This window comes from Nostoc sp., assembly GCF_036919675.1.
Classification (GTDB): Bacteria; Cyanobacteriota; Cyanobacteriia; order Cyanobacteriales; family Nostocaceae; genus Nostoc.
On sequence record NZ_JBALCP010000140.1, the window covers coordinates 41366 to 55526 of the forward strand.

Consider the following 14161-nt stretch of genomic DNA (forward strand, 5'->3'; position numbering starts at 1 on the left):
CTAACTGCATTTTAGACTGTTATTAATCAGCGTGAGTAACAAACAAAAGCCCACTTTAAAGTGGGCTTTTGCTGACCTAATTCTGAGCTTTGTTTACATCACCGATTTTAGAAAGTAAAGGTGGTACGTAGAGTGCCTACGTATTCAGTGTCGTTAGCATCGTTATGCTCTGGATTGAAGATTACCAACAAGCCAGGAGTGACTTGAATATTATCGGAAACCTTGAACTTATAAAGACCCTCTAAGTGATAAGATGTATCGTCATCTAAGTTAGTATTGCCGGCGACATTTTTTATGCTACCACCAGTAACTCTGGGTGGTTGACCAAAAATAACACCTAAGACGTTGCCTTTTCCACCAAAGTCTCTCAAAGCAAGCGATCCGGCCCAGTACCAAAAATCTGCGTCTGTACCTGCATTAGCACCAGTAATAGCATCAGCAGTTGTATAACCTCCCCAACCACTAATAGCCAACTTGCTAAATTGGAAGGTAGCTTCTACACCGTAGTTATTGGATTCGGTACGAGTGTTATTCCCAAAGGGATTGTTGGCAAAAGTACTACCTGTACCTTGGAAAAGGTTGTTGTTAACATTATTGTTAACAAGATTAGTTTGATAAGTGCGGGCGTAGGTTAGACCAATGTTAAAGGCTTTGGTGGGTTGGAAAGATAACTGACCAAATATAGCGTTATCACCATCCAACAGCCCATTATTAAGGGTAGGGTCATTAGCAGTCCTAGCTATATAAGCACCAGTCAAGCTGATAGGGCCATTAGGATTGAAGGTAACAGTCAAACCAGCGCCACCTTGACCTTGACGATATATGGGGCTGAAACGTCCATAGCGGGAGAGAGCACCTCTAGCAGAGCTAGCAAAGTCAGGGTTGAAGGTATTAACGTTTTCGTATAACTCAGCACCACTAGCATCAACTTTGACACGCACTGCATTATTAAAGTTGAAAGCATAATTGATTTTATCGATTACAACAGAGTTGTTGTTATTACCGTCAAAGGCCAAGCGGGTCATGTTAGTACCGCTCACACCAGCATTAGAGATGGTATTGTTAGCATTCAGACGAATTTGCAACTGGTCTTTACCAGTGAAACTGCTCAACAAGTTCAAACGAACGCGGTCAGAAAAAGTGGTGTTAGAATCCAAGTCTTGAGTCGGATTACCACCAGGAACTGCTCTATTGTTACCAAAAACATCAGACACGGCGAAAACTGCTTCTCCAACCAACTTGGTAGTAGTGGAGAACTGATTGGCTTCCAACTCAGAAGTGCGAGCTTCTAGTCCATCGACACGACCGCGCAGGGTTGCTAGTTCAGCAGAAAATTCTTCTTGTAAGCGCTGTAAAGTAGCTAGGTCTTGTTTGCTGACCAAATCGGCAGTAGCTGTAGCAATCAGTTCGTTAACCCGATCTAAACAGGCATTCAAACCTGCGGCAAATTCATAACGGGTCATAGCCCGGTTCCCACGATACGTACTGTTGGGATAACCTGCAATACAGCCGTAGCGCTCAACTAGGGATTGTAAAGCTTGGAATGCCCAATCTGTGGGCTGCACATCCGAAAATTGCGAAACTGATGTTACCTGACTCATGCTGTTAGAGTCTTGAGCTTCAGATAACTGGGCAACATTTGTTACCTGTTCGTTGACTTCAGCGGCTAAAGTACTATTCGCAACGAAAAATGTAGCAGCTAGAAGAACCGGACTAACCTTAAAAAGATTCCAGAATCGTTTTGTCATGTTTTTTAGTCTCACTCACACCTACTAATCCAATCATCGTAAAATGCTTATAACACTTTACTTTCAGGAATTTTACACACAATCACAGTCCGGATTATACCTTTATGCTGTGATAAATACAAGTCATTTAATATAGTGCTGAACTATAATTTTCAATTAATTTATTTGGTAAGCGCAAAATAATGCGGCGTTTGTGACGTAAAACTGTTCCTTCTTCCTCCAACTGTTGTAGGAGTCGGGTAACTGTTACTCGTGTGGTATTTAACACTTCAGCAATATCTTGATGGGTAACATTATTATCAGGGAATCTCGCTATTTACAATGATTAAGAAACTCTAATGATTTGAATCAAAATTTACCTGTATATCTGAAGGTGTATTCTTCTAAATCAGAGCTAGGGACTAACTCCAAATCTTTTCATGGCAATAACTTCTGGTTTAAGGTATCTATCAGTGAGATAGACCGAAACTTTTCAGTTATTTATCTGTTACTTTAATTGTGCAAGTTTAAGAAAAGGTAAGCTTTTAGTAAAATATTTAGTTAACTTATTTTTAATAATTTGGTATTTTTTGAAGACTGAGTAAGTATGTAGGCGCAAATAATTATGAAGATATAGGGTGAAATGGCACTTACTTAAGCTGGATTTAGATCCCCGACTTCTTCAAGAAGTCAGGGATCTGGGCAGCACGTCAATTAAGAGCGTTGACCGGTGACAATATATGCTACCCTCTGACCAATATTAGTGGCATGATCTGCCATGCGTTCCAGACAACGAATTGCCAGTGCCAGCAGCACAATTGGCTCGACTACCCCTGGCACATCGCGTTGTTGAGCTAAAGTCTGATAAACGCGATCGTAGGCATCGTCTACAGTATCATCTAGGTGCTTTAAACGGCGTCCACCAGCCTCATCGAAATCTCCCAAAGCCTTCAAGCTAGTTGCTAGCATCGCCTGCGCGTGAAGGGACATAGCTTCAATCTCTGGCAAACACGTATGAGGCGCATAAGGAAAAATTTTAATCGCAATCTCAGCTAAATCCTCAGCATAATCGCCAATGCGCTCTAAGTCTCGCACCAACTGCATAAAGGCACTCAAGCAACGCAAATCTTGTGCTGTAGGCGCTTGCAGCGTCATAATCGCCGTACAGTCTGATTCTATTTGTCTATAAAAGCGATCAATCTTTTTATCTAATCGGGGAAGTTCCTCAGCTACTGTTAAGTTACGAGCAAATAACGCTTGGTGGCTGAGGCGAAATGATTGTTCTACCAAAGCACCCATGCGTAATACATCCCGTTCTAAGCGCCTAATGGCGCGTGCGAGTTGGGGTCTTTGAGGATTCGGAGTATAATCGACAGCTTTCACACTTGTTGTCTCAAACGTGAAGATATTATTAACTATAGTCTTGGCTTAAGGAGTTTGCCATAACTTCATGAAATTGGAGTTGCATCCACGCACCGCCAGTTTCTGGATGGTTCATAGCTTTGATTGAACCACCGTGGGCGAGAAGAATTTGCTCAACGATCGCTAAACCTAAACCATTGCCAACGATCGCCCCTATGGAGTTACTATCTTGGGGTAAATGGGTTCGCGCTTTATCTCCTCGATAAAATCGCTCAAAAACGTGGGGTAAATCTGCCTCAGAAAACCCGACTCCAGAATCGATCAGATTTATTTCCAGGATTGGGGAAGCCCGATCATTATCCTTTGTTGATAAGATTTTTGTTTCAACGTGAATACTTGTACCAGGAGGACTGTACTTAATGCTATTGTCTAGCAAGTTGAGAAAAACCTGGTAAATACGGGCTTCATCTGCCTTAATCCAAAGATTTTCTAAGCCAGAATAAGCAAGAGATAAATGTTGACGCTGTGCCAAGGGTTCTAGTGTTTCCCAAACAGATGCAATTAGCGATCGCAATTCTACAGCTTTGGCTTGCAATTGCATATTTGGGTTTGCTTCCATTTGGGTAAGTTCTAACCAGCTTTGCACCAAGTTAATCAGCCGATCAACTTCTTGCATTAGGCGGTTAACCCAGCGATCTAAAGGTGGTTCCAAGCGGATTTGTAGCGTTTCTACAACCAAGCGAATCGATGTTAGCGGCGTTCTGAGTTCGTGTGCTAGATCAGAAAAAGAGCGATCGCGTATTTGATTTATATCTAATAGGGGTTGACGATTTTCTAAAAAGACTCCCACTTGTCCATTGGGTAAAGGCAAGCTAGACGCCCGCAAAGCCAAAGATTTTATTGTTGCCATTTCTGCCGCATCATCACAAGATGGATGAAATATCCATTCTCGCGTCTGTGGTTTTTGCCGGTCACGAGTTTGCTCAATTAAATGGTCAAGTTCGTAAGACCTTACCAACTCTAGTAACAAGCGTACTTGTTCTGGTTGCCACCTTTGCAGATACAAAATTTCCTGCGCCTGCTGATTGCACCACAGTAGTTGATTTTCTTCATCCAGTTGCAAATATCCCACTGGTGCAAAATCTAGTAGGTCTTGGTAAGTTTGCAACGACTGCTGCAAATCTTGCCGCTGCTGTTTCACCATCGCTATTTCCTGCCGTAACGCAGGAAATAGCAGCAGTCCCATCTTGTCAGAATGCGAGGTTAACGGTCGGAGTAAGCGTAAGCGCCCCAGGTAGCGATTAAGTTGAACCTGTTGCCAAACCCAAAACCCAATGCCTACCGCTAAACCCAGAAAAAATCCCAATAAAAGCATTTGAGTTGTTAGTTTCTTCGTGACTACTAAAAACTAACAACTATCCAAACTAATTATCCAAACCTATAGCCAAAACCTCGGACAGTCACAATATATTCGGGATGACTGGGGTCTTGCTCTAATTTTTCGCGCAACCACCGAATGTGAACGTCTACGGTTTTACTATCGCCGACGAAATCTGGCCCCCAAACCTGGTCGAGCAATTGTTCTCGTGACCATACCCTACGGGCATAACTCATAAACAGTTCCAGCAGGCGGAACTCTTTGGGAGAAAGATTCACCTCTTGACCACGAACCAGCACGCGACATTCTTGGGGATTCAAGGTGACATCCTTGAATTTTAATACTGGTAGTTGTGGTAAATTACTTAGACGTTGGCGGCGGAGTAAAGCGCGACAACGAGCCACTAACTCGCGCATACTAAAGGGTTTGGTCAGGTAGTCATCTGCTCCCACCTCTAACCCCAGAACACGGTCAGTTTCACTACCCTTAGCACTGAGCATTAAAATAGGTACTGGGTTTCCTTGATGACGTAGCAAACGGCAAATATCTAGCCCATTGATTTGAGGCAGCATCAAATCAAGAATGATCAGATCAAAGGGAAGTTCCCCTGAGTTGGTTTCAAAACTTTTGAGATACTCTATAGCAGACCGCCCATCGGGGGCAGTTATCACCCGGTAACCTTCCTCTTCCAGGGCTACAGCTAGCATTTCCTGGATTAATTCTTCATCTTCTACTACTAGAATACGGCTGGTTTGTCCAATGTCCGTTGTGGCAGAATATTTAGTCGATTCACTGGTATACATTGATATCACAAAAGTCTAGGACTGTGCTTGTATCAATTAGAATGATTTAATCTATTATGTCGCCTTAGTGCAACCGTGCTTCTACTAGGGTTTATTCTTTTAGATTTTCTTTACAAAAAGTAATATATACCACAGCACCCTCCTAAATCATAATCACTGTGGCTGCAAGCTTCTAATAGTCTTTTAATTAGGGACTTTGCATATTCAAATTCCTAAATAGCTTCATTCTGTCTTACAGCAGTTTTCATCTATTTGAACCACATCTGTCGTAGGGGCGCAAGGCCTTGCGCCCCTACCGCGTGGTCTTTTTACCTGAAAATAGCTGTAACAATAGGGAGCAGGTGATAGGTGATATAACGATTTTCATTGGAATGATGTACACGAGTCGGGACACGGCATTGCCCATTGGTGTCAACTTAACGTTAAAACCAGTCTAGAACTAGCTTTTAGAGACTGTCTCGAAAAGAAGTCTCCGGCTAGGAATGCCTACTCTTAGGCTCCGCCTTCCTTACTCGCGGCAGAGCCGCAATGAACAGCATTTCCAGCCTCTGGCTGGAAACGAGGTTTGTAAAAGGGTTTTGGCTTAAGTTGACACCAATAGGCATTGCCGTGTCCCTACCTTGTATCTGTGTTCATCTGTGGTTAATTATTTTTTCTGTACCTTACCCATGCGGGAACCGCTATAGAAAAAGACATTTTCATATTTTGTTGTGTGACGGAATTGCATGAAGGGTTGTCTTGACAAGAGCAGGTTAGGTTAGGTATATTCTTTGTAGTACGAAAATACTATATTGCTTAGTGAAAGCTATAGCGCTTCTCGTTTGTATGGAATACACTCCAAGCTCTCTTCTTTTAGGAGAAAGGCTTTGAATCTTACTCCCCTTGCCTTATAGCGAAGGGGCTGGGGGTTAGATATCGATTTATCAAACGTTATATACCTGAAAAACAGAAAGACATAGGCGTGGAAAATTCGTACCCTACCTAAGTATCGGATGTTGATTATTTCAGTATTTCCACTGCGTTAAAAATGTTTATTCAAAGGCTACCCTGATATCTGCATAGGGTAGTCCTTGGTATGGCTTGCTACCCCATAAATCATTGCTATTGAAGGGAGTTGGAAGATGACTACAGTTGGAGTCAAGGACAGCAAACAACAACTACTGCAAGCATTTCAACAAATTATTATTCAAAGAAAAAAGCTGGAATCTAAAATAGCAACCAAACAAGAGGAAGCAGATAAGGCAAAAAGTCAAGAACTTCTGCAAGCAGCTTCTGCATATACAGTTGATAGTATTGTCAAAGGTTTAGCTGATTTACAATTGGAGTTTGGTAGTATTCTAAATGCATTATCTGAAAAACTAGCTCAGGAAAACTCTAAGTTAGATGAATTAAACCGAGCTATAGAAATTGAAACTCAACGCCTAGAAGAGCTTCAACAAATTAGAGTTATAGCGGATACTCTAGACATTTTAAGTCAAGAACACCAAGAAAAATTAAAAACCCTAGAACAAGATACTATCAGCAAAAGGGAAGCATTAGAAAAAGAAATTACAATCAGGCGGAAAGAATGGCAAAAAGAACAAGCAGAGTATGAAGAAAAAGTTCAAGTATATAATGATTTATTAACCAAAGATCGTCAACAAGAACAAGAAGAATCTCAGTATAAGTTAGAAACTACTCGTAAACTCAATACAGACAGCTACGAAGCGAGAAAACGCCAACAGCAAAGGGAAATACAAGAAAATTCTCAAAAGAAAGAGAAAGATTGGGCAGAACGAGAAAAGCTATTCGCTGAACACCAACCACTCTTTGGAGACTATCAACAAAAAGTAGCTATATTTCCTAACGAACTGGAAGAAAGCGTTAAGAAAGCTAGGGAAGAGGCAATTAAAGAAACAAGCCAAAAAGCTAAAATCGAAGCTGATTTATTTGAAAGAGAATGGGAATCTAACAAACAGAGTTATGAACAAAAAATTCTATCTCTGGAAGAAACAATTAAGAAACAGTCTGAGCAAATAGAAGGCATTTCTGCTCAATTGCAAACTGCATTAAAACAAGCACAAGACTTAGCTATGAGGGCTTTTGGTAATTCTAATCCTAAATAGTTAGAAGTCTGTAGTGTAGTATCTTAATCATTTTTAATTCCTGAAGAGGAGGTTTATTGTGGTGGTAAAAAAACCGACTGATAAGAATACTAAAGTAGAAATTCTTCAGGCGTATGAGGAGTTAAATAAAGAAAAAGCAGCGCTAAAATCTGAGCTTGATCAAGTTGCCAAAGAAAACCAGTCTGGAACTAAAGAACAGCCTCAATTAGAACAAAAAACAGCTATGAATCAGCTTTCTAGTATCCAACAAAAGATGAACAATACAATTGAAAGTTTGGCGAAGATTCAATTAGGTTTTGGCAGTGCTGCTAATGAATTATCCGAACAGCTAACCATAAAAGCTTCTAAATTAGAAGAAATTAGGCGAACTTTAGAAGAAGAAATTCAACAATTAGCACAGTTACACAATTTGGAAATTTCTGATGATATCTTGGATACTCTCATCCAAGCTTATGAAAATAATACTAAAGCTTATCAGGAAGAATATAGCCAGCGTTCTGAAGTGTTATTTCAAGAACTACTAGAGCAAAGAAATACTTGGGGAAAAGAACAAGAGGAACAGCAACGGGCGATAAAAGAACAGAATGAAAACTCGAATAAAACTCGACAACGCGATGCATCAGAGTATAAATATAATTTAGAACTCCAGCGCCAACTGGGAAGTGACGAATATGAACAAGAGCAGAAAGCACTATATAAGCAACTGGAAGAATTACTACAAGTAACAGAAAAACAGTGGGCTGAACGGGAGAAAGCAATTTCTGAGAGAGAGAAACAATTTGAAGAATTAAAAGCCAAGGTAGAGGCTTTTCCGAAAGACAAAGAAGCAGCTATAAAAAAAGCTACAGAAGAAGGCAAAGGCATCGCCCACTACCAAGCTAAAGTAAAATCAGATTTATATTCTAAGGAAGTGGAAGGGCAAAAGCGTTTCTATGAACAAAGACTGCAATCTCTAGAACAAACTATTACTAATCAAGAGACTCGGATTCAAAATCTTTCTAAACAACTTGAATCTGCTCTCAAACAAGTTCAAGATTTGGCAGTTAAAGCTATTGAAGGTACTTCAAATGTTAATTCATATCAGGCAATCAAAGAAATAGCTTTAGAACAAGCGAAGACTCAAGCGAAAAACAAATAAGCTGATTTCTTTTTGATGAGAATTGTAGAGACTTAATTTAATTTAAGTCTCTACAAGGAACTATAGCAGTTCTAAATGATTTATGAAATTCTCTGTTTATTTTCTTCTCTTCTCTACGAGACGCTACGCGTTGGCGACGGACACTTTGCTCAACGGGGAAAACCCCCGCACAGAAGTCTCCTGCTCTTGGCGGTTCGATTGTTTTGACAACTCAAATAGGATTGCTATATAACGCTTTTTATTCGGTTTTACTTGGTTTTTTGATGTCTGGAGGAGGTTGTGGTTTCTTTTTCTTTATTCCGGTAGCCTGTGTTAGCTTAAATGCTTGGTTGGAATTTGGTTCTTGAGTAGACATAAGACTAAATTTTTAAATCTACGACAATATTATCTACACCACGGGTATTGGAGATTACAGAAATATATCACAGAAAATTTTAGTTTAACCAAAAAAAGTTAGTAGATAATGTTACCCCTGTAGGAACCTTCAGTTTTAACAGGATAAATACAAATCTTAATATATAAGTCAGCGATCGCTTGGTGGCTGGATAAAATAGGTAATGTAAGATGATATCCGGGAATACTGACCATACGGCTTAATCCTTAACACCTAAGTATTTAGATTTTCCACTAGGAAAGACAATAAAAACTCGTCTATGTGGTGAGGATGCTATCAATCACAAATACGTTCTTGAGGATCATTACCAAAAATTTCGTTCTACCCAACCTACATTTATCAGTATTTAACTAAACTTAATATTACTGCGCTAAGTTCCTCTAAAATTGCTTCAAACTCTGCCCTGGTTGAACGTCGATCTGGCGCAGTTGCAGTGTCACAACCATTTCATCCTCCGTACCCTTCAGTGTTTAGCTAAAACAAATAGCCGGACTGGTTAAGAAACCACTACTGGACTCGATACTCCGAGTCAGTGTGTGGAGTTTGTTACCAAATACACAGAAAATGTCAAGCAAAAGTAGAAAAACCTAGATTGGGTGGAATATCCTGAATCCGCCCAGGGCCGATCGCTCGTAATGCTTCTTTGAGTAAAATATCCCCAGTATATAAGGCACGTCCGACAATCACACCAGTTACACCTTGAGGTTCTAACGCCAATAAACTCAACAAATTGGTGACAGAACTTACCCCGCCAGAAGCAATTATCGGGATGGAAATTACCGCTGCAAGTTCTTGCAAAGCTTCAAAATTGGGGCCTGTGAGTGTACCATCTCGGTGGATATCTGTGTAAATGATCGCGGCTGCGCCCAATTCTTGCATTTGTACTGCCAGTTGGGTTGCTAAAACTTCTGAGGTTTCTAACCAACCGCGAGTTGCTACTCGCCCGTTACGCGCATCAATGCCAATAATAATCTGTCCAGGAAACTCTTCACACAGTTGTTGCACTAGCTGAGGTTGTTCTACGGCGATGGTTCCGAGAATTGCCCACTCTACGCCTAGATTGAATAATTGTTGCACGCTGGTGCGATCGCGCAATCCTCCACCAATTTCAATGGGTACTGACACCGCATGAGCGATCGCTTCAATTGCCCCCAGGTTTACTATTTTACCTGCCTTAGCACCATCTAAATCAACTATGTGTAATCTAGTAGCACCCTGATCTACCCACTGTTTGGCAACATCAGCAGGATTTTCGCTAAAAACTTGCGAGCGATCGTAGTCTCCCTGATACAGTCGCACACACCGACCTTCTAGTAAATCAATCGCTGGAATTACATCCATTTACTTGTTCCTCATAACTCAATGCAATCAAACCGCTAGCTATAGCTGAAGTTACTATTTTTCATTTTTCATTTTTAATTGCCTTACAGCTTGCCCAAAACCCACTACAAGCAAGATGTTAGAAAGGGTCAAAAATACTTCTGCACCGCCGTGCAACCAATCTACATTGGCCAAAGACTTGCCATAATGCAATACAGCATAAATCCCCACCGGGATGGTGACGCCAACAAACACGAGAGTGCCGTAAAATCCATACAGTGCTAAACGCGGCATTTGCGGACTGCGGCTGATAAACCACAAGAAACCCAAGTAGGGAAACAGTGAAAGCGCAAATAGGGTTTCTTTAGAAATCATTGCTCTGATTTGATAGTTTTTGGTTCAACAGTGTCAGGAGATTTGGTAGAACGCCAAATCAAAAACGCCGCTGCCCAAAGCGTAAAATTACCAACTAATGTCATGGTAGCTTGCAGCGTTACCAGCCATTCTAGAGATTCGGCGTTGTCAAAATAATGCCAGGTACAGGCACACATGGCGCTGACTAAAGCTGGTAACATGGCAAGGGATAATCCCCACCAATTGCGATTACCAGTAAGTTCGCCATAAGTCCAAATTAACCAAATGGCGACAATCCACTCAATAACGCTAGAAACATGAATAATCCAGGTGGGAATCGATAGAGCGTGCATAAGAAAGTTAGGAGTTGGGAGTAGAGACGCGATTAATCGCGTCTGTACAGGATTCAGGAGTTAGAAGACGCGATTAATCTCGTCTGTACAGGAGTCAGGAATTTTCTTGTTTTTCCATAACTTGATCTTCCCACAAGAAAATTCATCTTTCGTTGGCAGGATGGTAGACATGCCATTAACTCTTTAGAAAAAAGCTGATAATCTAAAATCCAAAATCTAAAATCCAAAATGGTCAAGATGCGGGCGTTATTGTCTGGATATTACGGTAAAGGTAATGGTGGTGACGAAGCTTTGTTGGCAACGCTTTTGCAAATGTTACCACCTGATGTTACGCCTGTGGTACTTTCGGGGAATCCAGAGGAAACGCGCGATCGCTACAATGTAGAAACCTACAATCGCATGGCTCCCTTACCTGTACTGCAAGCTTTACGCTCTTGTGATGCCTTGATTTGGGGCGGCGGCAGTCTCATTCAAGATGTTACCAGTACCATCAGCCCATTTTATTATGGGGGACTGATGGCATTGGCGCAGAAAATGGGTTTGAAAACTGTTGCTTGGGCGCAGGGTATTGGCCCGTTAGTGCGTCCGCAAACTAACTGGTTAGCACGGCAAACCTTTGCTAATTGTACCAAAGTTAGTGTCCGCGATCGCGCCAGTGCTGCTTTATTATCTGATTGGCAAATTCCTTGTATTATAGCTCCTGACCCAGTTTGGGCGTTGGAATCTAAACCAGTTCCAGGACTTTGGGATTTACCTGCGCCGAGAGTTGCTCTAACGTTGCGATCGCATCCCCAACTGACTCAAGCACGTCTGGCAAACTTGACTCGTGCTCTGGTGGATTTTCAAAAAGCCACGCAGGCTTTCATTTTACTACTGCCGTTTCAAAAAAGTGAAGATTTAAGTATTGCCGAAGCTATTCAACCCCAACTTCAAGATGTCAGCAAGATTTTGTGTCTGGAAGATCCGCAACTTTTGAAAGGTGTGTTTCGCGGTGTCGAGATGGCAATTGGGATGCGCCTACACAGCTTGATTATGGCTGCGGCTGTTGGTTGTCGCTGTTTTGCTCTCAGTTATGACCCTAAGGTGAATCTCCTCATGGAAGACTTGAAAATGCCTGGGTGGGATTTAGCGAATTTACCTGATGATCCAAATTTGATTAGTCTGACTTGGATGGAGCATTACGCTAACGGTTCACCGCTATCATCTGAGCAAATACAATCATTAGTAGATAGGGCATTAATGCACCGCGAGTTATTGAGTCAAGCTTTTTGTAATAATTAAGACCAAAACCTGAGAAATCTAACCCTCTGAGCAAGCCTTCTTTACAAGATAATGGGGTTTCAAAGCCTCTCTTTGCTTGCCTAACGGCAACGGAGAGAGGAATGGAAGTGGGGTTTTTGGTATACTCTACGACTTTTCAAACAGCTTCTTGTTGCGGGAAAAGAGTAATTCTCAAATTTTTTAACTTGATTAAGAAAATCTTAAAGTATCTTTTCTTACGAGAAAATTCAGCGATATTATGTAGAATATATAGAAATAATTCTTGAGATCATTCTGATGATAAGCTTTGGCTTTTGGAACCTACTTATAGTAATTGTAGTTGCTTTAGTTCTCAAAAATAATTGGCGATTAGATGATGAGAAGGCAGTCTGGAAAAATTCTTTATTCTTAAAATCCCCTGTAATCCAACGGTTGATGCAATTTTTTCGTCAACCAATTGTTAGCTTTATTGTCCAAGCAGGTATTGTATTAGTCGTTACAAGATTCCTCTGTTATACAGGTTGGTTAGTTTATTTACTAAATCAACCAGATCCACGCTTCTGGGATTTTAAGTGGTTTTATGTGGCGAGTAAATTGGCTCATCAGCATTTGAGTCCCTTTAATGCCGAGATTTTTAACCAAGGTTTCTGTAACCAAACAAAGGGGTGTGGATTTATTCCACCCTTTGTCTATCCACCTAATATTATTCCTCTCATCTGGTTTCTCGGTTATTTTTCGATCAATTCTGCATTTAAAATCTCGATTGTGATGCATATATTAGCAATCGGTTTGGCCTTATGGGGAGCAAATATCCTGCTAGAGTCGAAGTCGCGAGCTTTGAAAACTATTTGCACAATCTCGGTTGCCTTAATTTATGGCTTAGTTCGCGATCTTCAAGTTGGTAATATTGCAATTTTCGTTGCAGTTCTAATCTTATGGATGTTTATCTTGGCTAGAAAACATCAGGATATTCCAGCCGGAATTTGCTTGGGTATTGCCGTTTGTAAACCAACATTAGCTGCATTATTCATTCTGTATTTTCTACTTAAAAGACGGTTTTCTATAGTTTTTGTATCTGTTGTCACAGGAACTTCTCTAGTATTTTTAGGTCTAGCCTTGACGGACAATTCTTTGACACAATTCCTAGCAGATGCGTCTCGGGGATTTCCGCTCTGGCTAAATGCTCCATCAAATAGTCCCTATCTTTCGATCTCTCGCATCGATTTGATGGTCGTGGGCCCGAGATTATTTCCCCAGAACCCATTCATTGCCAAGCTTTTCTCAGACTTAATTGTTTTGATACTTGTTGGTTTGGTGGGTTGGTATTGGTATCTACAACAATCTCTTACAGCTTGGTCAAAAGAAATATACCTACCAGAAATGGTACTAGTTTCTTGCTTGAGTATTGCCATCAACTATTCACAGTACACTAGTACTGTGATGTTAATACCTGCTGTTGTTTTTTTGCTAAATGATTTGCTATATCAGATCAGGTATTGTACATTCTCTTGGAAAAGAATGTCTGTTTGGTTAGCAGGAGTTTGCGCTCTTGCAGTGCAAACAGCGGTCATTCATGGCTGGCTCATCGGCTCTTTAGTAAACCGCTACCGCTGGAATGTGAAAGCAGGGGAATTGCCATATATTATGAAAGTAACTATCTTCGCCCTACCGAGTTATGCAATTTTAGGAATCACCCTAAGTATTTTACTATTAGCAATTAGTTCTCTTCGTCAAAAACATGTTCTGAAATTTGAACCTTTGAATCGCGTGTCAATTTAACATGAGTTCGACGGGTCATATCATGTCCGGTCAAAAACTTATCATTTAGACCGCAGGGGGCAGGGGGCAGGGAGCAGAAGGAAAGAGGCTTTTCCGATTTTTGCACAGATCCGGTAATCATAAGTGATTAATCGGACTTGATAAGCTGTCGCGCTTTTAAATTGCACAAATAGAATTTCCCTTGTTTT

General features: G+C 41.0%; 12 protein-coding genes and 1 pseudogene. 4 read left to right on the forward strand and 9 right to left on the reverse strand.

Annotated features, from left to right (window positions below; translation table 11 throughout):
* Positions 1-107 precede the first annotated feature (107 nt).
* The 5 genes and pseudogenes from V7K49_RS34010 to V7K49_RS34030 form a co-directional block, all read right to left on the reverse strand.
* The gene (locus V7K49_RS34010) at positions 108-1748 is read right to left on the reverse strand and encodes an iron uptake porin (RefSeq protein ID WP_335209627.1); all 1641 of its coding nucleotides are present in this window, start codon (positions 1746-1748) and stop codon (positions 108-110) included.
* A 127-nt stretch (positions 1749-1875) separates the two neighbouring features.
* A pseudogene (locus V7K49_RS34015) lies at positions 1876-2049 on the reverse strand (helix-turn-helix domain-containing protein); the annotation flags it as partial.
* A gap of 392 nt (positions 2050-2441) precedes the next feature.
* Positions 2442-3110: a phosphate signaling complex protein PhoU gene (gene phoU, locus V7K49_RS34020; RefSeq protein WP_334865635.1), complete on the reverse strand. Its 669-nt coding sequence runs from the start codon at positions 3108-3110 to the stop codon at positions 2442-2444.
* A 28-nt stretch (positions 3111-3138) separates the two neighbouring features.
* Positions 3139-4464, reverse strand: coding sequence for a sensor histidine kinase (locus V7K49_RS34025; RefSeq protein WP_335209631.1), 1326 nt, complete (start codon positions 4462-4464; stop codon positions 3139-3141).
* A 53-nt stretch (positions 4465-4517) separates the two neighbouring features.
* A complete protein-coding gene (locus V7K49_RS34030; RefSeq protein ID WP_273768578.1) occupies positions 4518-5270 on the reverse strand; it encodes a winged helix-turn-helix domain-containing protein in 753 nt (250 codons plus the stop codon).
* 1121 nt (positions 5271-6391) lie between these two features.
* On the opposite strand from V7K49_RS34030, the gene V7K49_RS34035 reads away from it, so the two are divergent.
* Both V7K49_RS34035 and V7K49_RS34040 read left to right on the forward strand, forming a co-directional pair.
* The gene (locus tag V7K49_RS34035; protein ID WP_335209632.1) at positions 6392-7375 is read left to right on the forward strand and encodes a hypothetical protein; all 984 of its coding nucleotides are present in this window, start codon (positions 6392-6394) and stop codon (positions 7373-7375) included.
* 58 nt (positions 7376-7433) lie between these two features.
* Complete coding sequence (locus V7K49_RS34040) at positions 7434-8513, forward strand: hypothetical protein (protein ID WP_334864202.1); 1080 nt, start codon at positions 7434-7436, stop codon at positions 8511-8513.
* Between the two features lie 453 nt (positions 8514-8966).
* Here the strand turns inward: V7K49_RS34040 and V7K49_RS34045 are convergent, their stop codons facing one another.
* From V7K49_RS34045 to V7K49_RS34060, 4 genes are all read right to left on the reverse strand, one after another.
* Positions 8967-9101 carry a hypothetical protein gene (locus V7K49_RS34045; protein ID WP_335209634.1) on the reverse strand — a complete coding sequence of 45 codons (135 nt, stop codon included), beginning with the start codon at positions 9099-9101 and terminating at the stop codon, positions 8967-8969.
* A 373-nt stretch (positions 9102-9474) separates the two neighbouring features.
* Positions 9475-10248: a 1-(5-phosphoribosyl)-5-[(5-phosphoribosylamino)methylideneamino]imidazole-4-carboxamide isomerase gene (hisA, locus tag V7K49_RS34050; RefSeq protein WP_335209636.1), complete on the reverse strand. Its 774-nt coding sequence runs from the start codon at positions 10246-10248 to the stop codon at positions 9475-9477.
* Positions 10249-10302: 54 nt separating this feature from the next.
* A complete protein-coding gene (locus tag V7K49_RS34055; RefSeq protein ID WP_273768584.1) occupies positions 10303-10602 on the reverse strand; it encodes a DUF3593 domain-containing protein in 300 nt (99 codons plus the stop codon).
* Entirely contained in the window at positions 10599-10934 is a 336-nt protein-coding gene (locus V7K49_RS34060) for a DUF2499 domain-containing protein (protein WP_334864206.1), read from the reverse strand. Before V7K49_RS34060 ends, V7K49_RS34055 begins: the two co-directional genes overlap by 4 nt.
* A 237-nt stretch (positions 10935-11171) precedes the next feature.
* Here V7K49_RS34060 and csaB point away from each other — a divergent pair, with 237 nt between their 5' ends.
* Together csaB and V7K49_RS34070 are read left to right on the forward strand one after the other, a co-directional pair.
* The gene (gene csaB, locus V7K49_RS34065; protein ID WP_335209637.1) at positions 11172-12215 is read left to right on the forward strand and encodes a polysaccharide pyruvyl transferase CsaB; all 1044 of its coding nucleotides are present in this window, start codon (positions 11172-11174) and stop codon (positions 12213-12215) included.
* 276 nt (positions 12216-12491) lie between these two features.
* The gene (locus tag V7K49_RS34070) at positions 12492-13973 is read left to right on the forward strand and encodes a glycosyltransferase family 87 protein (protein WP_335209638.1); all 1482 of its coding nucleotides are present in this window, start codon (positions 12492-12494) and stop codon (positions 13971-13973) included.
* Positions 13974-14161: the final 188 nt, after the last annotated feature.

Bases quoted from the DNA above. Each gene is read 5' to 3' on its own strand.
- hisA (WP_335209636.1), bottom strand. From the start codon at position 10,248: ATGGATGTAATTCCAGCGATTGATTTACTAGAAGGTCGGTGTGTGCGA.
- V7K49_RS34035 (WP_335209632.1), top strand. From the start codon at position 6,392: ATGACTACAGTTGGAGTCAAGGACAGCAAACAACAACTACTGCAAGCA.
- csaB (WP_335209637.1), top strand. From the start codon at position 11,172: ATGCGGGCGTTATTGTCTGGATATTACGGTAAAGGTAATGGTGGTGAC.
- V7K49_RS34055 (WP_273768584.1), bottom strand. From the start codon at position 10,602: ATGATTTCTAAAGAAACCCTATTTGCGCTTTCACTGTTTCCCTACTTG.
- V7K49_RS34045 (WP_335209634.1), bottom strand. From the start codon at position 9,101: ATGGTCAGTATTCCCGGATATCATCTTACATTACCTATTTTATCCAGC.
- V7K49_RS34070 (WP_335209638.1), top strand. From the start codon at position 12,492: ATGATAAGCTTTGGCTTTTGGAACCTACTTATAGTAATTGTAGTTGCT.
- V7K49_RS34025 (WP_335209631.1), bottom strand. From the start codon at position 4,464: ATGCTTTTATTGGGATTTTTTCTGGGTTTAGCGGTAGGCATTGGGTTT.
- V7K49_RS34010 (WP_335209627.1), bottom strand. From the start codon at position 1,748: ATGACAAAACGATTCTGGAATCTTTTTAAGGTTAGTCCGGTTCTTCTA.
- V7K49_RS34060 (WP_334864206.1), bottom strand. From the start codon at position 10,934: ATGCACGCTCTATCGATTCCCACCTGGATTATTCATGTTTCTAGCGTT.
- V7K49_RS34030 (WP_273768578.1), bottom strand. From the start codon at position 5,270: ATGTATACCAGTGAATCGACTAAATATTCTGCCACAACGGACATTGGA.